This window comes from Aminobacter sp. UC22_36, assembly GCF_044056035.1.
In the GTDB taxonomy this organism is placed as follows: Bacteria; Pseudomonadota; Alphaproteobacteria; order Rhizobiales; family Rhizobiaceae; genus Aminobacter.
On the sequence record NZ_CP171995.1, the window covers coordinates 570,017 to 591,406 of the forward strand.

Below are 21,390 nucleotides of genomic sequence, written 5' to 3' on the forward strand. Positions count from 1 at the left end.
CACATGAGCCGGCTAGAGATGCGACAGTCGTCGCCTCTCGTGATGCTGGTCAACGTCAGCACTTGAAGGAAGTATGAGCGGCGCAAGGTCGCCCATCGGCGTCAAGTCGACGTCGGAGTTTCGTAAAAATCACCAACCAGTGAACGCCTGGTTTGAAGTCTGAACTCTACGAACAGCCAATCCTCACTTGGCCCCACCGCGCAGCCAAGTGAGGAGATTGCGGACAGACAGCGTTAGAGCGCTGAACAGTTCCCGCCAGCAAGGCGTTCCCTACCAGAGTGAATTCTCCAGTTTGGAACAGGCGATGGAGTTGGCCTTTTCTGGCGGCAGGTGTTTGAAGAAATTCAAGTTGGTGACGCAGATTTCGCCGTTGGCGAGGGCAATGCTCGCGGGGGCACCGAGCGGCGCCTCCAGCGGATTGCCAAGTTGCTGGCGCTTCTTGCCGTCGGCACTGACCTTCCAGATCTCGCTGCGCGTCGTCTCGGTCAGGTAGAAGTTGCCGTCAGTGTCGAGTTCCAACCCGTCCATGTTGTCGTAACCGAAGGCCAGCATTTCGGCCGGTCCGGCGCTGCCGTCGTCCTTGACGGGGACCTTGACGAGCATAGGGATGCCGCCGGTGACGCCGTAGAGGGTCTTGGCGTCGGCCGACAGAGTGATGCCATTGACCCCGACCGGATAGCCGCTCAGCGACTTGTCACCCGGACTGAACAGTGGATCCTTCGACCAGATCTCGGCGGACTTCGCTTCAGGGTCGATCTTCCAGATCGCCTGGAGGCTAAGGTCCGAGAGGTAGATCTTGCCATCTGGCGCAATCACCGGATCGTCCGGAAAACAAAACGGGTAACCATCGGCGCGTGTCACCACCGGCTCTACTTTGCCTGTTGAAATGGTAACCTTGTACAGGCCGACTTGGTGACTGTGGAATCGCCACAAGCTTCGACGGAAAGATTGGCCTTGGCCGGCCACGGAAAGCCCTTGGAATATTCCGAGAAGGCGACGTAAAGCGTATCTTTGCGATCCCATTCGAGACCGACCGTGCTGCCCTTGGCGTCACCGATGACGCTTCGCAGATCGGCAATTTCGCTAGCCTTGCCGTCCCTTGCCACCCGCATGATAAGGCCGGAGTGGAAAAGGCTGACATAGAGGCCGCCATCCGTATCGGCAACCAGCCCTTCGGGCGCGTCATCAAATTGCGCAAGAATTCGCCATTCAGCAGCCATGGCTGAGTTAACAACTGGCAATAAAGAAATCGCTAGTAACGCACCAAACCTGAGCATTTGCTTCTCCCATCGACAGGTTTTCTGTATGCCTATTCAGGGTTGGCAACTGCGACTTCGGAAACATCGTCTGATCGGACTATGCTGTAAAAACCCGCCGCAGACGCATGGTCAGGCGTTGCTACCGACCAGGCTGGCAAACCTCCAGACCGGATCGACAGCACGGCCGACAGCGAATTGGTGCAGCTTCTCGGCCACCTGCGTGACTGCTGCCGAATGCATTCGGTAGCGATTGACGGCAAGCGCCCACGTCACGTCGAAGCCCTGGATCATCGCCATCGTCACCTTGTCGTCACGCCGGTGTTCGTAGATCGACGAGTAGGGAAGCATCGTGAAGCCGACGCCTGCGCGCGCCAGTTCGTAGCAGAGCGACACGGATTCAACGTCAACAACGGTATTGATACTGAGATTGCCTGAGCCCAGTTTTTGCTCGAGATAGCGGCGAATGGGATTGCCGGCCTCGGGCAAGACCAGCCTGTGCTGGACGGCGAACTCGGCGGTGACAGGTTCATCGACCGACAGGCCCTCGTCCGCTGATCCAACCAGCATCATCGGCTCTCGGATCAGCGGCGTGAGCTTGAAACGCTGTGTCCGGGGCTGCAAGGCAGTGATGGCGACATCGAGCGTTCGCCGCTGCATCCAGATCTCCAGCGCGTTTGAAACGATCTCGGATACGTGCAGCGAGTAGTGAGGATGCTCCCGCACCGTCGCCTCGATGAAGGGTATCGCAAGCAGCCTGTTCAATGAGGATGGCAAGGCCAGGGCGACCGAATTCGAGCTTTCCTGGACGATCTCCTTCTTGATCAATTCGGCTTCGCGCAGCAATTGCGGCGCCCTGCCGGCCAGCACCATCCCTGCCTCGGTGAGACGGGTCCCGGTCGTATCTCGGCGAAAGAGCGCCGAGCCGATCTCGCCTTCAAGAAGGGCTATTTTACGAGACAGCGACGGTTGAGAAAGATTCAGGTCGGCCGCCGCCCTGTTCATACTGCCGAACTCAGCGACGCGCAGGAAACACTCGACAAGTCTCAGGTCCATCTTGGCACCGTTATGCAGGAATCGTTGAAGCGGTATAGACATTCTAGCGATAGTGGAGGACCGGCCAGTGCGATAGCCTCAAATCATCTGAGGAACCACGCATGCCACAAGCTTACATCGTCGATGCCATTCGCACGCCCGTGGGGCGCAAGAACGGAGCACTCGCCCATCTGCATTCGGCCGATCTGGGCGCGGCGCCGATCAAGGCCTTGATGCAGCGAACAGGCGTGGACCCGGCTGCAGTCGACGACGTCATCTATGGCTGCACCGAGACCATTGGCCCACAGGCGGGCGACATCGCCCGCACGTGCTGGCTCGTCGCTGGCATGCCGGACCACGTCCCCGGAGTGACGATTGACCGGCAATGCGGCTCGGGGCAACAGGCCATCCATTTCGCCGCACAAGCAGTGATGAGCGGCACTCAGGACCTGGTCGTTGCTGGCGGTGTGCAGAACCTCAACCTGATCCCGATGGGCGCGGCCATGCGGGTTGGTGCCCAATTCGGCTTCCCCGACCCGTTCTCGACATCTCGCGGGTGGCTCGCCCGCTACGGTAACCAGGAGGTCAGCCAGTTTCGGTCGGCGGAAATGATCGCCAAAAATTGGAACTGCAGCCGCGCAGAGATGGAACGCTTCGCGTTGGAAAGCCACCGGCGCGCCATCGCTGCCATTGATGGCGGGCTTTTCGCCGGCGAGATCGTTCCGGTCGACAACTTCGCCGTCGATGAGCCGCCGCGCCGCGACACTTCACTGGAAAAGATGGCCAGCCTGAAGACGCTTGTCGATGGGGGCCGCATCCATGCAGGCATAGCCAGCCAGAACACCGACGCTGCCGCAGCTCTTTTGATCGCATCCGAGACGGCCCTGCGCGATCACAGGCTGAAACCCCGCGCCCGTATCCACCATATTTCGGTGCGTGGCGCTGACCCGATCTGGATGCTGACCGCGCCGATCCCCGCAACCCGCCAGGCGCTGCAAAAAGCCGGCATGAAGCTCGACGACATCGACCTGTTCGAATGCAACGAGGCATTCGCCTCGATCCCGATGGCGTGGATGCGCGAACTGGGTATCCCCCATGAAAAGGTCAACGTAAACGGCGGCGCCATTGCGCTTGGTCATCCGTTGGGGGCCACGGGCGCCCGCCTCATGACATCCATGCTCAACGAACTTGAGCGCCGCCATGGACGCTACGCCCTGCAAACGATGTGCGAGGGCGGCGGCCAGGCCAACGTCATCATTATCGAGAGGCTCTGACACAGCAGAGACGATGTATGCGGCGCAATATTATAAATATAAATAAGCGTAATCGAATGTAATTCCGATATCAAAATGCAACATTATAAAACAACCATTAAATACAAACAGTTAAATCATAAATATTCCGTTTAATTTGAAGCCGTATGAACTACCATAAAAACAGAAATTATATTCATATATTTCAATTTATCGTCCAAATGGACGATTATTGATGTCACAAGCCATGAAATTACCATCTTGGGCATCGTGACAACATGTGAGCCCCGATTGGAATTTCCCAAACCTTGACTGCCCAAATCCACATTGGCCTCACGGATCGGATCGGAAACCAAGATGATACCAGCTGCAACGGATGTACTTGTGATCGGCGGGGGTCCTGCCGGATCCACTGTCGCGACGATTCTGGCCACCCACGGCATCACGACCACGGTACTTGAGAGGGATGTCTTTCCCAGGTACCACATCGGCGAGTCCCTGCTTGCCTCGCTGATGCCTATGCTGGATGCGATCGGTGCCGGCGAAAAGGTCAAGCGGCATGGGTTTGTCGAAAAGCCAGGCGGCTACTTCAACTGGGGCAACGAAAAGTGGTCCTTCCGCTTCGACGAAATCGAAGGCGCGCCATCACACTCCTATCAGGTCAAGCGCTCGGAATTTGACAAGCTGCTGCTCGACCATGCCGCCGAGACCGGTGCTGGCGTCCACCAGAACGTGAAGGTCAGCAAGATCAACTTCGATAACGGCAGGGCTGTGGGCGCGGAATATCTCGACCGCAGCTCAAACACGACCGGCACCATTCGCTTCAAGTATCTGGTGGATTGCTCGGGCCGCAGCGGCATCATCGCAAACGAACATACCAAGGACCGTCATTTCCACGACGTGTTCAAGAACGTTGCGATCTGGTCGTATTGGAAGGACACCAACCTCAACTATGACGACCTTCCTGCCGGCTCCACCCGGATCATATCGATCGAGTCCGGCTGGATCTGGTTCATTCCCCTCAGCGACGGCACGGTCTCTGTCGGTACGGTTTTGACCCGCGACCAGCTGCGCAAGGAGCGGGACAAAAAACGTAGCGCTGAAGACGTCTATGACCAGTTGTTACGCGATGATCCGGAGGCCGCCATCATCCTGAAAAATGCCCAGCGCAACGAAATCCGGATGGAGACCGACTATTCCTATACCTCCGAGAAGTTCTCCGGGCCCGGCTATTTCATGTGCGGCGATGCCGCCTGCTTCCTCGACCCCCTGCTGTCGAGCGGCGTTCACCTTGCGATGGTTTCCAGCCTGATTGCTGGTGCATCGATCGCCAGTATCCTCAAAGGCAAACTGCCTGAGGACAGGGCGGTCAATTTCTTCGAGACGAGCTATCGCCAGTCCTATCTGCGATTCCTGATGATGGTTTCGTCCTTCTACGACCTCAACAGGGGGCAGGCCGGCTATTTCTGGGAAGCGCAGCGACTGACGTCGAAGGACTATTCCGAAAAGGATATGAAGAAGGCCTTCGTCAGTATCGTCTCGGGCGGCGCGGACTACACCGAAGTGCGCGACGGCCAGTATGGCGAAATCGTCGCCAAGAAAGTTGCAGAGAAGCTGCGCCAGGGCGTCGACATGCGCCGCAACGCGGGCCAGTTCGGCGACGAAACAAAGCGCGAGAACATGCAGTTCATGGATGCGCTCAACGGACTGCATTTCCTGCAGGCCAATGCCGCCATCGACGGGCTCTATGTGGTGACCCAGCCCGCGATCATCCTGGCGGAAGCCGCCTAGTCCTTGCAGCTCAGCCGCCGGGCGGCCTCGCCCGGCGGCTGCAGTGACAAGGAGCTCCAACACCATCGCTTGCAGGACCGGGGCTCATCCTCCGGGCCAGCACACGCCCGACAACGATCTGCTGAAGCAGCGGCAAAGGTGCCGCAGCGACGTCAGGTGCTTTGACCAGGTGAAACTCTGCTATGGAAAACTGGCTTGCATTTTCTGCCGCGACCGTCGCGCTGCTTTTTGTGCCTGGTCCGACCAACACCCTCATTGCCACGAATGGTGCGATCCTGGGCCTGCGCCGTACGTTTGGCCTGTTGCCGGCGGAATTGTGCGGATACCTTATGGCGATTGGCGCATGGGCATTGGGCATCGGCGTCGCATCGCAACATATTGCATCGGCCTCCATCATTGCAGCCCTGGCCGCCAGCCTCGTGCTGTTGATATCGGCAATCAAACTTGCACTGTCGGATGGCCAAAAACAGGGTCGTTCGGCCTCGCGCCGAACCGACATCTTTTTTGTCACCTTGTGCAATCCCAAGGCGTTGATATTCGCCCTGACCATCGTTCCATTTCTGCGCGACGGCGACGTTCCGTCGGCCCTGCCCTATCTGGTCTGGCTCAGCGTCCTCATTGTGGCGATTGGCGTAGTATGGAGCATGATAGGTGCAGGCATTGCGCGCCAATTCCGACTGGCCATTTCGCCTCGCTTCTTTGCCCGGGCTGGCGCGGGGATCCTCCTGTTTTTCTCGATATTCCTGTTTGTGACCACCGTCGTCAGGGCGTTGCACGGACAATAACCTCATCCGTCAACCCGGAGCTCGTCAGGCAGCTGCAGACGCGGCGCCTTGAGCACGACCGCGCCAATCTGCACCCCGTCATAACGCCCCGCACAACAGGTACTGAGATGATTACAGAAGACGCTGACTGGAAATTCACCACCATCCCGGATCTTTGCGCGCGCGCCGCCCAAGTCTATGGCACGCGAACGGCAATCGAAGACGGCATTGCCCTCACCTTCGTCGAACTCGACGCCGCCCGTCGCCGCATCGCCAAGGCGATGATTGCAGCGGGGGTGAACAAGGGCGACCGGATCATGATCTGGGCGCCCAATAGCTGGAGATGGTTCGCCACAGCCCTTGGCCTCGTCAGCGCGGGCGCCGTACTCATTCCAGCGAGCACCCGCTTCAAAGGCAGCGAGATCGCCGAGCTCGTCAAGCGTAGCGGAACCTCGATGTTGTTTTCGGCCGGAGACTTCCTAGGCACCTACTATCCTGACCAACTCAAAGCGGAAACGACAGCCGTGCTGCGCCAGGTTGTCGTCATCGGTGAAGCACGCGGAACGGAAAAGGATTGGGACAGCTTCGTTGCCGCAGGCGACGTTATCAGTGATGCCGAACTCGCCGAGCGCGAGGCGACAATCGCGCCAGACGATCTCTGCGACATGCTCTTCACCTCAGGTACGACAGGCTATCCCAAAGGTGTGATGTACGGCCACCAGCAGTGCCTCAAGGGGGTCGATGCATGGGCGACAAGGGTCGGCATTCGCGAGCATGATCGGATCCTTGTCATCCCGCCTCTGTTCCACGTCTTCGGCTACCGCGCGGGTGCATTGGTGGCACTGATGCGCGGAGCAGTGTTCATGCCGCATCTGACATTTCATGCCGGCGAGATACTCGAGCGCGTGTCGTCGGAAAAGGTGAGCGTCATCCCGGGACCGCCTGCCATCTTCCATGGCATGCTGCAGCACCCAGAATTGGACACATTCGATACCAGCAGCCTGAGGCTTGGCATCACCGGCAGCACAGTGGTGCCGCCGATCCTGGTGCGGCGCATGCGCGAGGAGCTTGGTTTCGAAGGTGTCGTCACTGGCTACGGACTGACGGAATCCGGCGGCTATGGAACGATGTGCTTGGCCGACGATTCCGACGAGGTTATTGCGAACACGGCTGGCAAGGCCGCCCCGGGGGTCGAGGTTGGCATCATGTGCAAAGGCAAGCTGCTCCCTCAAGGCCAGCCGGGCGAGATCGTCATTCGCGGCTACATTGTCATGAAAGGCTACTTCAACGACCCCGAAGCTACTGCCGAGACAATCGACGCCGAGGGCTGGCTGCACACTGGTGATGTTGGCCATATCGACACGGATGGCAATCTGCATATCGAGGACCGCCTCAAGGACATGTACATTGCCGGTGGCTTCAACTGCTATCCAGCCGAGATCGAACGCATCCTGAGCACGCACCCGGCGATCGGAATCGTCGCGGTCATCGGCGTTCCAGACGCTCGCCTCGGCGAAGTTGGCAAGGCGTTCGTCATCCTTCGTCCGGGCACCAGCGCTACTGAAAAGGACATTATCGACTGGTCGCGGGAAAACATGGCCAATTACAAATGCCCGCGCAGCGTCGATTTCAGGACTTCGCTCCCGACCAGCGCCCAGGGCAAGGTGCTGAAAAATCTACTGCGCGACGAAACTCTGCAACACGTCTGAGCGCCTGCCTGCGGTTGCTGATAGCACCCAGAAATCAGAACAGGGCCACAGAGCGGTTGGCTCTAAGTCCCACGACACCCAAGAAGTATCGTATTCCCGACGAGATGGCTGCCTTGCCTCCTTTACAATACCAAGGGGGCCATGCAGTCATGTGGCATCAGGAGGAAATGGGAGGGCGGCGCGTTGGGAGGCGGGCCGCAATTGCCGATGTTTTCGCATTCCGACCATATTCGCGAGATCGAAAGCGTCAGCCTCGGAGCTTCGACCGGGCGCGACGAGCAGGTGGTCAAGTCGTGGCTGCGCTGCATCGAGCAGCATCGACTCGACCCGACCCAGGCCTGTGAAGCCTATATCCTGCCCGATGGGGAACTGCGCGAGCATCGCCAGCAGTCTGAGGAGTTGATCGCCATCGCCCGTTCCGGGCTTGAGAACCTGTTCCGCCAGGTGGCGGGCCAGAATTATGTGTTGCTGCTTTCCGACCGCAAGGGTGTAACCGTCGAGTTTCTCGGCGACCCGCTGTTCGACAACAATCTGCGCAAGGCCGGCCTCTACCTCGGCTCGGAATGGTCCGAGGCACGCGCTGGCACCTGTGCCGTCGGCGCCTGCCTGGAGGCTGGCGAGGCGCTGACAATCCACCAGACCGACCATTTCGACAACACCCACACACCGCTGTCTTGCACGGCGGCGCCAGTCTACGACACCAGTGGCGACCTTGCCGCGGTGCTCGACATTTCGCTACTGAGTTCGCCGATCCGCAAGACCAGCCAGAATCTCGCGCTGCATTTGGTGGCTGCCACCGTGCGGCGTATCGAGCTCGCCAATTTGATGGCCCAGACCCGGGATGAATGGGTGCTGCGCTTTGCCCGATCGCCGGAGTTCCTCGACGTCGACCCGGAGGCCGCGATTTCCATCGACGGCGCGGGACGCATCATCGGCATGACCCATGGCGGCGCCAAGATCCTGGCGCGTTCGGTCGGGCTCGACTGGCGCCAGCCGGCAGGGCTGATTGGCCAGCCGATCGCGCGCTTCTTCGACATGGAGATCGACGACCTGCCCGACCTGACCCGGCGGCGCCCGACGCAGGACCGCCTGGTCTTCGCTCGCGACGGCAATGCGCTGTTTGCCCATGCCATCGAGCCGCACCACAAGGTCCAGGCACCGGCGATTGCGCGCGACCAGATCCCGGTCTCGCTGCGCAGCCTGAGCGGCGGCGATCCGCAGATGGCTGCACTTCAGGCCAAGGCAGCAAAACTTGCCGGAAGGCCATTACCTCTCCTCCTCCAGGGAGAAACTGGCACCGGCAAGGAATATCTCGCCAAGGCCATCCATGACGGGGCTGGCGCAAAGGGCAAGTTCGTCGCCATCAACTGCGCCGCCATCCCCGAGCAACTGATCGAAAGCGAGCTGTTCGGCCACATGCCAGGCGCCTTCACCGGCGCTTCCGCCAAGGGCCGCAAGGGCCTGATCGAGGAAGCCGACGGCGGCACTTTGTTCCTTGACGAAATCGGCGACATGCCGCTTTCACTGCAAAGCCGTTTCTTGCGGGTACTGGCCGAGCGCGAGGTGCAACCCGTGGGCGCATCGCGGCCGAAACCGGTGGACTTGAGGGTCATCTCGGCCTCTCACCGCGATCTCGGTTCGCTCGTGCAGGAAGGGCGTTTCCGCGAGGACCTCTACTACCGTTTGAACGCCGCAACGCTTTCCCTCCCGCCGCTGCGCGAGCGCCGCGATTTCGACTGGCTGCTCGATACGGTCATCGCCCGCCACCGCGCGGATGGCGAAGCGCTGACGGTGGCACCGGCGGCAATGCTCGCGCTCCGCACCCATGGTTGGCCGGGCAACATCCGAGAACTGGACAACGTGATCGCGGTTGCGGCAGCACTTTGCCAGGACGGCGTGATCGAGCTTTGCGACCTGCCTGAAACATTGGTCGCCGCAAGCGCAATCACCGAGCGCTTGGACGATGCGCGCTCCGGCGCGGCGGCGCTGCAAGCGATGCTAAAGGCGTGCAGCTGGAACATCTCCGAGACCGCCCGCCGGATGGACGTCGACCGTTCCACCATCCACCGCCAGATCAAGCGCTACGGGCTGACCGCTCCCAACTGAGCTGTTGCAGCCTCTGCTGCAACAGCTGTGGCATGCCGCAGCCGCGCTGCAACAGGTCCCGCCTCACCTTCCCCCGGAAAACCCGGCCTTTCCCGCCCTCCGCAACTTGGCACGGCACTTGCTGTGCATGGAGCGACTGGAATCGGAGGAAAGCCAAGTCGAACAGTCGGGCATCGCCGCCCGGCTGAACCATGCGGGATGACCGGGAAGACCCTGATCTCTCCAGCAAATTCCCGCGAGCGGGATCGCGCCAGGACAGGCGCTGGCCCTTAGCGAACAATCATCGGCAATTCGGAGGAAAACATCATGCTCGACGACAGCCCACAGACCAAGATCGACAGCATTCTCGGCAAGCTGGAAAAGGCACTGGCAGGCGGCGACATCGACGCCGCCGTGAACCTGTTTCAGGCGGACTGCTATTGGCGTGACCTCGTGACGTTCACCTGGAATCTCAAGACTATGGAAGGCCACGACCAGGTCCGCGACATGCTGAAGAGCCAGCTGGCTTCGATTAAGCCAAACCGGTTCCGCCAAGACGACAAGGAACTGGCCAGCCAGAATGACGGCATCACCGACGGCTGGTTCGAGTTTGAGACTGCGGTTGCGCGCGGCTATGGCCACATCAGGCTCAAGAACGGCCTGATATGGACGCTGCTGACCACAATGAGCGAGTTGAAGGGCAATGAGGAGCCGAAGGGCTTGTTACGCCCGATGGGCGCCGAGCACGGCAGCGATGCCGGCCGCCGGACATGGAAGGAAAAGCGCGAGGCCGAGGCGGCCGAGCTCGGCTTCACTACCCAGCCCTACACCGTCATCATCGGCGGCGGCCAAGGCGGCATCGCCCTCGGTGCACGGCTGCGGCAGCTGGGTGTGCCGACCATCATCATCGAAAAGAACGAGCGGCCCGGCGACAGCTGGCGCAAGCGCTACAAATCGCTCTGCCTGCACGATCCGGTCTGGTACGACCACCTGCCCTATATCCCCTTTCCCGAGAACTGGCCGGTCTTTGCGCCAAAGGACAAGATCGGCGACTGGCTGGAAATGTACACGAAGGTCATGGAGCTCAACTACTGGGGCTCGACCACCTGCAAGTCCGCCAGATATGACGAGGCTGCCGGGGAATGGACCGTCGTGGTTGAGCGCGACCGCCAGGAGATCGTGCTCAAGCCCAAACAACTGGTGCTGGCCACAGGCATGTCCGGCAAGGCCAACGTCCCGAAATTCAAGGGCCAGGACATCTTCCAGGGTGAGCAGCAGCACTCCTCACAACACCCGGGGCCAGATGCCTACAAGGGCAAGAAGGTCGTGGTTGTCGGCTCCAACAACTCGGCCCATGACATCTGCGCAGCACTTTGGGAGGGCGGTGCGGACGTCACCATGCTGCAGCGATCCTCCACCCACATCGTCAAGTCCGACTCGCTGATGGAGATCGGGCTCGGCGACCTCTATTCGGAGCGCGCCGTCGCTTCGGGCATGACGACGCGCAAGGCCGACCTGATCTTCGCCTCCCTGCCCTATCGCATCATGCACGAGTTCCAGGTGCCGATTTACAACAAGATCCGCGACAAGGACGCAGCCTTCTACCAGCGGCTGGAAGATGCAGGCTTCATGCTCGACTTCGGCGACGATGAGTCAGGCCTGTTCATGAAGTATCTCCGGCGCGGCTCCGGCTACTACATCGACGTCGGCGCCTGTGACCTGGTCGCCGACGGCCGGATCAAGCTGGTCAGCGGCGTCGGCGTCGAGAAACTGACCGAAACCTCGATCGTGCTCGAAGATGGGCGCGAACTGGAGGCTGACCTCATCGTCTATGCGACTGGCTACGGCTCGATGAACGGCTGGGCCGCAGACCTGATCAGCCAGGACGTCGCCGACAAGGTCGGCAAGTGCTGGGGGCTCGGCTCCAGCACGACCAAGGACCCTGGGCCCTGGGAAGGCGAGCAGCGCAACATGTGGAAACCGACCCAGCAGGAAGCACTGTGGTTCCACGGCGGCAACCTGCATCAGTCCAGGCATTACTCACAATATCTCTCCCTGCAGATCAAGGCACGCCAGGCAGGCATCGCCACGCAGGTCTACGGGCTGCAGGACGTCCATCACAAGGCTTGACGTCCAGCCGCATGCAGGCCGGCGAGCGGAAAAGCTCGCCGGCCTGCATGCCTGTCTGGGTCTAAGGGCTAATTGACCAAAGCGCGGAAGCAGGCAACGACTGTGCGGGAACGGCAAGGAAGGGTGCAGACTACCGTCGGAGGAGAGGATGAGAGGCACCGCAATCGTCGAGCATGCCGACAAGGTCCAGGCGGCATTGAAGTCGAGCGACGCTGCGCGTTCGGCGCTTGTCGCTTCCTGGCAACGATCGTCGCAGCACCGTCTCGACCCAACGCACCGAAGCCCGCCAGAGCGGCTGACCGAGGCCGAGCTGTCGCTGGCCAGGCAGCGCATCGAGCCGCTGATATCAGCAGCCCAGGCCAGCCTCGACCGGCTCTATCTCGCCGTCGGCGGGGTCGGCTGCTGCGTGCTCCTGGCCGACCGCAACGGCGTGCCGGTCGAGCGCCGCGGGGCGGCCGCCGATGACGAGACCTTTCATGGCTGGGGTCTGTGGACAGGCACCGTCTGGAGCGAGGAAAGCGAGGGCACCAACGCAATTGGCACCAGCCTGGTCGAGCAGCGGCCGCTGACCATCCATCGCGGCCAACACTTCCTGTCGCGCAACACGGCACTTTCCTGCACCACGGCCCCGATCTACGACCATCAGGGCAATGTCGCGGCAGCCCTTGACGTATCGTCCTGCCGGGCCGACCTGACCGAAGGTTTCATCAACCTGATCGCGCTTGCCGTCGGCGACGCCGCCCGTCGCATCGAGGCCGACAATTTCCGCCTCGCCTTTCCCGATGCCCGCATCATCCTGCCCCTGAAGTCGAGCGCAGCCCGGGCGGCATGATCGCCGTCGATAGCGATGACCTGGTCATCGGCGCAACCAGACAGGCGCGCCTGACCTACGGCATCACAAGGGAAAGGCTCGAGCGGCGGCTTCCCGTGGCCGACATTGTCGGTGGCCGCATGCGTGCGGCAGAAGACCTCGACGAAGCCGAACGCGCGGCCCTTCACCGGGCGCTTGCCCGCGCCGACGGCAATGTCTCCGCCGCGGCCCAGCAGCTCGGCATTTCGCGCGCCACCCTGCACCGCAAGCTCAATCGCCTAGGCATGCGACGCACACATTGACGTCGCCGCCCTGAACTGTCGCAGTTCTGCGACAGTTCAGGGCGGCGACCTCTCCTGCCTTGGCTGACACGGACCGGAAATTCTCCGACGCTCCTCCCGACGCGCTGCATCCCGCAGCGTTGCTTCTCGGGAGGAAGTTCATGAACAAGGTCGAGTTTTCGCGCACCGCCAAAGTGCCTTTCGCCAAACGCTACGACAACTACATCGGCGGCCAGTGGGCAGCGCCGAAGTCCGGCAGATATTTCGAGAACATCTCGCCGGTCACCGGCCGGCCGCTCGGCGAAATCGCCCGCTCCGACGCCGCCGACATCGAAGCGGCACTTGATGCCGCCCACAAGGCCAAGGACGCATGGGGCCGGACCAGCCCGGCCGCCCGCGCGCTGATCCTCACCCGCATCGCCGACCGCATGGAGGAAAATGTCGACCTGCTCGCGCTCGCAGAGACCTGGGACAACGGCAAGCCGATCCGCGAGGCGACTGCCGCCGACGTGCCGCTGGCGATCGACCATTTCCGCTATTTCGCCGGCGTGCTGCGCAGCCAGGAAGGCAGTCTGTCGCAGATCGACGACGACACCGTTGCCTACCATTTCCACGAACCGCTCGGCGTCGTTGGCCAGATCATCCCGTGGAACTTCCCACTGCTGATGGCCTGCTGGAAGCTGGCACCGGCACTTGCGGCCGGCAATTGCGTGGTGCTGAAGCCGGCCGAGCAGACCCCCGCCTCCATCATGCTCTGGGTCGACCTGATCGGTGACCTGTTGCCCGAAGGCGTATTGAACATCGTCAACGGCTTCGGCCTCGAAGCCGGCAAGCCGCTGGCATCGAGCCCGCGCATCGCCAAGATTGCCTTCACCGGTGAGACGACGACCGGCCGGCTGATTATGCAATATGCCAGCCAGAACCTGATCCCGGTGACGCTCGAGCTCGGCGGCAAGTCGCCGAACATCTTCTTCCAGGATGTCACAGCCGAAGACGACGACTTCTTCGACAAGGCGATCGAAGGCTTCGTCATGTTCGCGCTCAACCAGGGCGAGGTTTGCACCTGCCCGAGCCGAGCCCTGGTGCATGAGAAGATCTATGACCGCTTCATGGAGCGGGCGCTGAAGCGTGTCGAGGCGATCGTCCAGGGCGATCCGCTCGACCCGGCGACCATGATCGGGGCGCAGGCGTCGTCCGAGCAGCTGGAAAAGATCCTGTCTTACATGGACATCGGCCGCCAGGAAGGTGCTGAGGTTTTGACCGGCGGCGAGCGCGCGCATCTGCCCGGCGATCTCGCCGGCGGCTATTACGTCAAGCCGACCGTGTTCAAGGGCCACAACAAGATGCGCATCTTCCAGGAGGAGATCTTCGGCCCTGTCGTGTCGGTCACCACCTTCAAGGACGACGACGAGGCGCTGTCGATCGCCAATGACACGCTCTACGGCCTCGGGGCCGGAATCTGGAGCCGCGAAGCCAACCGGCTCTACCGCTTCGGTCGCGCCATCCAGGCCGGTCGCGTCTGGACCAACTGCTACCATGCCTATCCGGCGCACGCGGCCTTCGGCGGCTACAAGCAGTCTGGCATCGGGCGCGAGACGCACAAGATGATGCTCGACCACTACCAGCAGACCAAGAACATGCTGGTCAGCTACAGCCCGAAGAAGCTCGGATTCTTCTGATCGCCTCCCAAGGCTGAACCGGCGGCGCGGCCTCACCAGTCGCGTCGCCCTGTTGTCACCGGGAGGAGCGGCATGTTCGACAAACCATCTTTGGGTAAGGTCTCGGCGACGGCAGACGCGGAAACCCTCTTGGCCGAGATCATCGCCGACCACGGTCCGGTGCTGTTCCACCAGTCCGGCGGTTGCTGCGATGGCTCGTCGCCCATGTGCTACCCGCGCTCCGACTTCATCCTCGGCGACAACGACGTGCTGCTCGGAACGATTGGCGAAACGCCTGTTTACATCGGCGCCTCGCAATTCGAAGCCTGGAAACACACTGACCTCATCATCGACGTGGTTCCCGGCCGCGGCGGCATGTTCTCGCTCGACAATGGTCGGGAGAAGCGCTTCCTGACGCGGTCGACAGTTTGCCCGTCGCCAAACTGAAATCGCCTCCGAGGCGCACTTTTGCCCCGACCTCATCGACTAAGAGGTGGGGCCAAGACCAGTGCCGATCAACGGCTTGAACTGAGCTGTTTCCGCCGAGACGCAGGCTGGCGCCTGACCATACGCTTCGGTGCATTCAGAGGGACTGCCGGGGAGTCAGGCAGGGCTCCAGTCGCCGCACCAACCATGTCATACGCCACAAAGTCTGCGTTCAGCTCCGCAGCAATTTTACGGGCGTCACGGCTCGGCCCCTCGTCAGCCCAAAGCACAATCCCTGTCGAACCCCGCTTAAGGCGACGCACCACTGGCGGTTCGATGGCAACAGCAGAAGCAGATACTGTGGATTGGACGTCCTGACAGACTTGGTTGTAACTATGGGTGGAGAGTGACCATGTTCAGCGTTAGTGCTTCACCGCCCTAGACACAGCCCTAACAGCGAAGGCCTGCCGGGAGGGGTTCGCGGCAGGCCCCACTGATGAAGCGGAGGGTGGTTCTGGACCTTCGCTCCGGCACCTTAACCCCTGGGCCGCCCAACGGTTCCCGCCACCCTTTCAGCATCTGCGCACGCAGGCGATCCGGGCCTCCTCACGCGACAACGCCGCTCGCGGCAATTTGTCCAGCCTACCGAGAAGCGGCTGAAGGCGCTCTTCAAGCGAGCACCGGTCTTCTTTGGGGCCGTATGTCACGGGCGAGAGCTGGGCTTTCTGCTGTCATGAACCCGCTCACCAGTTGTGAAAGCGGGCGCTACTTCACCTAAACTTAACCATGTCCTCAAGGTTTAGTGGACACGGCTTAATCGCGACAAGGCGGGTGCCTACGGACGGAGACATCAAGAACAGACTGATAGGATTTGCCCATGGACGACGAACGGAAAACGACCTCCGACCGATGGGCTCCACTGAAGTGCTTGGCCAATGTGGCACTGCTTTTTGCGCCGATCGCGATCGGACTTGGCATACTGGTTATGGTATCCGCAACCCACGACGATGTGGACCACGTGGTTACAGGCACAATTCAGCAAAACAACTGAACCGGTCCAGCCCCCTGTTGCCGCGGGAGCGGGAACCGGGACAGATCACCTGCGACGAGCGGTCGCGATTTTGGCGCGCCGGCCTGGTTTTCACGCAGGTTCGACAGCAGGATGTCGGCAACGCACCATCACGATGCGAGCTCATGGATTTTCACACCTGGCACGACCTCCCTGGCAATCTCGCAAAGATGCTGGTGGTGGGTGAGGTAGATGACCTGGCCAGTTTTCGCCATTTCACCAAACAGCCTGAACACTTCCTCGGACCGGACATGATCAAAGGTTTCCATGATGTCGTCGGCGATGAATGGCACTGATGGGCGTAGCTGCGCGAACTCGTAATAGCCTGCCAGTCTCAGCGCCAGATAGAGCTGAAAGCGTGCGCCCTTCGACAGTGCATCGGCCACCTTGGACTGACCGTCACGCTGCAACGCGATGAGGACTTCTCCACCCTTGACGGGCTGGGTCGTCAGGCTGCTGTAGTGCCCTCGGGTCATCAAAGCAAAGGCGTCCGAGGCGCGTGCCATCATGGTTGAGCGATGGCGGTCACGGTAAAGGCGCAGTGCATTTGCTGCAGCCATGACGCCGAGTTTCAATTCGATGAACCTGGCCGCCTTTTCCTCGATATCGAGCAGGATGGTCCGACGTTCGGCATCGATGCGAGCAACCGAACTGTCTCCACCGATCGCGTCCAGCCTGTCGGCCGCCCGGGTCAGTCGAACGAGCTGTGCCTCGATGACGTCGTCGAGATCAGAAAGGCGGCGGTCGATTTCGGCCTTTTCAACGCCCAGAAGATCCTGCTCCAGACCGTCCAAGGCCGCCAGTGCCTGGCTTGTGCTTTCAACCGCGAGCTCGATACAGAGCTTCTCCTCGAGTTCGGTCACCGCAAGATGCAAGCGGTCGCGGTCGCGCAGCTGTTCGTCGCGCTCGATCACTTCTGCGAGGGTTTTGACAGCGAAGATTTCAAGCACTTCGCTCTTTTGTCGCTCATGGGCTGCGGCCTCTTGCTCAAGCCTGTCCTTGGTACCTTTCAGCCGCTCCAATTCGGCAACAAGGTTCGCCTTGTTTTCCCTTGCACGGTCGGCGAGCTCGAGGCGCTGTTGAAGCGCCACCACGAGCTGTGCCGGATCATCATCGACGGCCTGGTTCACTTCGACGGCAGCATCTGCGACTTCAACAATGAAGTTCGCCCTGTCTGCCTCCATCTTGTCGATGCGCAGTTGCAACGCCTGTCGATCCTGAAGAGATTTCGACAGGACAGCCAACTGGTCGAGGACGCTTCCAAGGCCCGGTATCGAAACACCACTCTCCAACCATGTACCCTTCAGCGTCTCGGTAACGGCATGAAGCCATTCCTGCTCGTGCCGCTCCGCCAGTTCGACCGCGCGCCGCCTGGTGGCGAGGTCGTCTTCCTTGGCAGCCACTGTCCGGAACGCTTCGGCTCGCTCGGCATCCATCCTGGTTTGCCGCGCCAAAAACTGTTCCGCAACGGCGATAGCCGTGTCCAGACTGTCACCGGCGTTCGTGGCAATGCCGACGCTTTCCAGCGCCCCAGCCAGCGCAAGCAATACGACCGCTCCGTCGTCGCTCGCACGCTCGGCCTTCTTGCGGGCGATGTCGATCCTCGCCCAGGCATCGAGAGCGTCTTTGCGAGCTGCAGCGAGATCCTCGATCAGTTCTATCAGACGCGCGGTGGAGGCTTCCGCCCTGTGCGTGAGCAGATCGCTTGCCGAAGCCAGCATCTCTGTCACCAGGGCTTCATGTTCCAGGCGGTTCACATCAATGGCAGCATGGGCCCGCGTGAGGACGGCTTCGGTTTCCGCGAGGCTCCGCCTTGCTGCACGCGTTTCAGCAAGCCCATGCGCGTTGGCAAGTCTGCCGACCCCGGCAGCATCGTCGCGAGCAAGGGCCACGGCAAACTGATCGGCGGTTTCGCCGACAAGCTCGCCTCTGTGCCTTTGCCAGGCCTCGTCACGATCGCGGCGGATCGCAGCCGCCGTTTCGTCGTCCGGAACGTCCACCGAGGAACGAAAGGCTGCAACCCGGCTCGAGAGCAAAGCCTTGACGTCCTCATGCTCGGCAATGCGTGTCGAAAGTACCGCCTTCGCCTTGGCAAGCTGAGCCGAACGCCCTTTCCACGCGCTGACTTGTGATGCGCTCGGAACTGAAATCCCAGACAGCGACCGGGCATCGCCCGCCCAGGGATGCAGGCGGCGCAGTGCCGCCTCCCACAGAGCCGCGTTTTCATCTTCGCTCTCGCGAGCCGCCCGGATTTCGCGAAGGTGGCCACTTTCCCTCGCCTTCGAAAGTGACGCCATCACCCGCGCCCTGGCTGGTGCTGGCACGGCCGGCTCCTCGCCAACACGCTCACGTGCAGCCTGGAGGGCATCGAATGAGGCCGCGGCCTCATCGCGTGCGACACGCAGGCTGGCCATGACGCCCGATCGCTGCTCAAGCAGGTTGCGCAGAGCTCCCACAATGGCCGCAGGTACAAGCAGCTGTTCAGGAGCTGTTTCCAACGACCGGCCTAAGGCTGACAGGCAGCTCGCCACCGCATTGTCGAGGATTTGCAGTTCGGTCTTTCGCGCAGGCAGGTCGAGGCCAGCCGAAATGTATCGCGCCTTGGCGTCAGCCATGGCGCGTACCCGTTCCGACACCGCAAGGATTTGTTCGTCCAGATCGATCGATCCGACGCCGCCATGCACTCTTTCGAGCTCGTCAGCGATCGCGAACTGCCTCGTCCTGAGGCTTGCGTCGTCGTCGATCATTGCGGCGACGCTGCCCGTCCACTTCAGGCCGGCCGTGACAACGTCCGGCAGTTCTGCCAGCCGGGCTTTCTTCCGCTCGATCTCGTTCAGCATCGGCAATGCGCGCAGATATCTGGAAATGGTCTCCAGCCTTCCGGTCAGGGCTGCCCGTTCCGACACACTGTGATCATATTGTTCCTTTGCATCGCTACGCTCGGATTCCAGGCCCTCATAGGTCGATGCGAGCGTGTCTATCGCATCGCGTGCAGCTTTCAGTTCGGCAAGGCGCTTCTTGAGGAGCGCAATCTCGGTGTTCTGCGCCTGCCTGCGGTGGAGCCCGTCCGCCTCCGCCTCAAGGGCAGTGAGGGTATCGCTGGCACGACCAAGCCCGGCACTGGCCGTAAACAGCAGCTTGCCCAGATCACCACGCGACTCCAGTATTGCCTGCCCGCCGGCCTCCAGCGTCTCGTCATCTAGCGAGAACATGGTGGTGTAGGCATCGCGGGAAAGACCTGCGAGATGGGCAGAAAGCGCAACTTCGCTTACCGGTTGACCGACCTCATTGATCAACGAGTTGTTCCGCTGCTTGGTGCGGGCGAACACCTGTTCTTCACCTGAAAGTTCGAGCACCCCACCAACACGCATGGCGCCATATTCATGCAGGAAATTGTAGCGGCTGCGCTCTTCGATCCCGAACAACAGATCGAGATAGCCTGACAGCGCTGTCGACTTGCCGGCCTCGTTCAGCCCAAAGACGATATGAAGGTCGGGTCCTTGTTCCGGCCGTTGCCCGAAATCGATCGTCTTGTCGGTGAACTTGCCGTAGCGGACCAGATCAAGGCGCCTGAGTCTCATTGCGCGCCACCTGCCTTGAGACGGGCGGTCACCAGCTCGGCGCCGCCGGCGAGCACCAGGTCAAGAAATTCTTCCAATCCTGCTTCATCCTTTCCCGCGAAATCGCGCGCCTCGGGCGGCAGGTCCGTAAGCGTCCTCATCACGAGCGCCCTCGCCTCCTCGCGAAATGCTTGGGAACGTGTATCGGCGCGCATGGTTTCGGCAAGCTCGAATATCGGGTCAGCAGCGCCTTCGGATGACTGAGAACCGTGGTCCAAAAGATCGATCTCGAGCTTTTCCACCCAGGTATCGCCAACGTGTTCGCCCAGCTGTTTGGCTTCGGCCAGCAGCAGATCCCTGTCGCGGAGGACGCTCCACGACAATGGCGATGTACCCACGAGCCTGAGACGGATCACGGCATTGCGCGACCTTACAGTCGCCCTGACTTCTTCCAAGGCAATCCGAATGCGCCCCACGGCTTCCGCCCATTCCACCGTTCCCGTCAAATCGACGTTCACACGCTCGAACTGGGCGATGCTTACCGCCCTTGCCTCGATCTCGATCGAGCGGTCGTCTCGGACGGTTACCAGGGTAACGGACTTCTCTCCGGCCTCGCCGATGTCTCTGCCCTGCGGTATTCCCGGCATCACAACCGCAGCCGCCCCGGAATAGGCCTTGCGGAGATGGACATGGCCGAGCGCCCAGTAGTCGAAACCATGGCGCTGCAGATCGGCTACGCTGCACGGCGCATAGACATCGTGGCCGGGAGATCCGGCAAGGCTGGTGTGCATGATACCGATATTGACCACACTTTCCCGGGCAGCCGCATATTTGGGAAGCAGGCTTTCGGACGCCTTTGGGCTGGCAAAGCTCAAGCCATGGAAGGCGACGTCGAGACCACCAGCGGTCTGGAGCACTGTCTGAGGCCGCCCGCCAAATATGGTCACGGTTTCAGGAAAGGTGAGTTGCTTGGATATCCGCGACAGCGCGTCATGATTGCCGCGGATCTTGTAGACCATGATGCCAGCCTGATGAAGGCGCATCATCTGGCTGGCCAGAAAACGTGCAGTCTTCATCGACGTCTGGTCGCCGTCATAAAGATCACCGGCGATTACGAGTGCATCGACCTGCTCCGAAATGCAGAGGTCAATGATTGCGGTAAAGGCCTGGCGGCTCGCATCGCCAACAAGCTCGGCAAGTTCGGCATTCCGCAGCGCCAGCGAACGCAACGGCGAGTCCAGATGAACATCGGCCGTGTGAACAAATCGAAATGCCATCCTGGTCTCCAGCCACAGAAGGCAAGCATGTCCGCGGCGACGATTGATCTAGCGGCACCGGCAGCAGCACTTCCGCTGCGAGGTGAACGCATCGCAGCTTTATTGCGTTCGAATGGCAGCTTGTCAAAGTTCGGGCAGGACTGGACCCGAAGAATATCGACCGAGCGCCATATGCGCTGGCTCGGCCTACAATTTCGCAGAGTACCATGGTGCCACTGCTCCAGCTACCCAATGGCGGTTTTGCGTTGTTCAACCGTGTACGGCCGTGGCCAATCTGCGATGAGC

Annotated in this window: 13 protein-coding genes and 1 pseudogene; 9 read left to right on the forward strand and 5 right to left on the reverse strand. The window is 61.0% G+C overall.

Annotated elements, in window-relative coordinates:
• Positions 1 to 270: 270 nt before the first annotated feature.
• The 3 genes from ACHMW7_RS02455 to ACHMW7_RS02465 form a co-directional block, all read right to left on the reverse strand.
• Positions 271 to 861, reverse strand: coding sequence for an SMP-30/gluconolactonase/LRE family protein (locus ACHMW7_RS02455; protein ID WP_395446302.1), 591 nt, complete (start codon positions 859 to 861; stop codon positions 271 to 273).
• Between the two features lie 8 nt (positions 862 to 869).
• Positions 870 to 1,277 carry a hypothetical protein gene (locus ACHMW7_RS02460; RefSeq protein ID WP_395446303.1) on the reverse strand — a complete coding sequence of 136 codons (408 nt, stop codon included), beginning with the start codon at positions 1,275 to 1,277 and terminating at the stop codon, positions 870 to 872.
• 111 nt (positions 1,278 to 1,388) lie between these two features.
• Entirely contained in the window at positions 1,389 to 2,312 is a 924-nt protein-coding gene (locus ACHMW7_RS02465; RefSeq protein ID WP_395446304.1) for a LysR family transcriptional regulator, read from the reverse strand.
• A gap of 101 nt (positions 2,313 to 2,413) precedes the next feature.
• Between ACHMW7_RS02465 and ACHMW7_RS02470 the strand changes: the two genes are divergently transcribed.
• The 9 genes and pseudogenes from ACHMW7_RS02470 to ACHMW7_RS02510 all read left to right on the forward strand — a co-directional run bounded on the left by ACHMW7_RS02470 (position 2,414) and on the right by ACHMW7_RS02510 (position 15,220).
• Positions 2,414 to 3,565 (forward strand): acetyl-CoA C-acetyltransferase, encoded by a 1,152-nt coding sequence (locus ACHMW7_RS02470; RefSeq protein WP_395446305.1) that lies wholly within the window; start codon positions 2,414 to 2,416, stop codon positions 3,563 to 3,565.
• Positions 3,566 to 3,901: 336 nt separating this feature from the next.
• A complete protein-coding gene (locus ACHMW7_RS02475) occupies positions 3,902 to 5,335 on the forward strand; it encodes an NAD(P)/FAD-dependent oxidoreductase (RefSeq protein WP_395446306.1) in 1,434 nt (477 codons plus the stop codon).
• Between the two features lie 182 nt (positions 5,336 to 5,517).
• Positions 5,518 to 6,120, forward strand: coding sequence for a LysE family translocator (locus ACHMW7_RS02480; RefSeq protein WP_395446307.1), 603 nt, complete (start codon positions 5,518 to 5,520; stop codon positions 6,118 to 6,120).
• A 107-nt stretch (positions 6,121 to 6,227) separates the two neighbouring features.
• Positions 6,228 to 7,808 carry a FadD3 family acyl-CoA ligase gene (locus ACHMW7_RS02485; RefSeq protein ID WP_395446308.1) on the forward strand — a complete coding sequence of 527 codons (1,581 nt, stop codon included), beginning with the start codon at positions 6,228 to 6,230 and terminating at the stop codon, positions 7,806 to 7,808.
• A 207-nt stretch (positions 7,809 to 8,015) separates the two neighbouring features.
• Entirely contained in the window at positions 8,016 to 9,914 is a 1,899-nt protein-coding gene (locus ACHMW7_RS02490) for a sigma-54-dependent Fis family transcriptional regulator (RefSeq protein ID WP_395446309.1), read from the forward strand.
• Between the two features lie 306 nt (positions 9,915 to 10,220).
• Positions 10,221 to 12,023, forward strand: coding sequence for an NAD(P)/FAD-dependent oxidoreductase (locus ACHMW7_RS02495; RefSeq protein ID WP_395446310.1), 1,803 nt, complete (start codon positions 10,221 to 10,223; stop codon positions 12,021 to 12,023).
• Positions 12,024 to 12,171: 148 nt separating this feature from the next.
• Positions 12,172 to 13,136: pseudogene (locus ACHMW7_RS02500) on the forward strand (helix-turn-helix domain-containing protein).
• A gap of 140 nt (positions 13,137 to 13,276) precedes the next feature.
• On the forward strand, positions 13,277 to 14,794 hold the full coding sequence (adh, locus tag ACHMW7_RS02505; RefSeq protein ID WP_395446311.1) for an aldehyde dehydrogenase: 1,518 nt from the start codon (positions 13,277 to 13,279) through the stop codon (positions 14,792 to 14,794).
• Between the two features lie 72 nt (positions 14,795 to 14,866).
• Positions 14,867 to 15,220: a DUF779 domain-containing protein gene (locus ACHMW7_RS02510; RefSeq protein WP_395446312.1), complete on the forward strand. Its 354-nt coding sequence runs from the start codon at positions 14,867 to 14,869 to the stop codon at positions 15,218 to 15,220.
• Positions 15,221 to 16,378: 1,158 nt separating this feature from the next.
• Here the strand turns inward: ACHMW7_RS02510 and ACHMW7_RS02515 are convergent.
• Together ACHMW7_RS02515 and ACHMW7_RS02520 are read right to left on the reverse strand one after the other, a co-directional pair.
• Positions 16,379 to 19,849 carry an AAA family ATPase gene (locus tag ACHMW7_RS02515; RefSeq protein ID WP_395446313.1) on the reverse strand — a complete coding sequence of 1,157 codons (3,471 nt, stop codon included), beginning with the start codon at positions 19,847 to 19,849 and terminating at the stop codon, positions 16,379 to 16,381.
• Positions 19,846 to 21,105 (reverse strand): exonuclease SbcCD subunit D, encoded by a 1,260-nt coding sequence (locus ACHMW7_RS02520; protein WP_395446314.1) that lies wholly within the window; start codon positions 21,103 to 21,105, stop codon positions 19,846 to 19,848. Before ACHMW7_RS02520 ends, ACHMW7_RS02515 begins: the two co-directional genes overlap by 4 nt.
• Positions 21,106 to 21,390 lie beyond the last annotated feature (285 nt).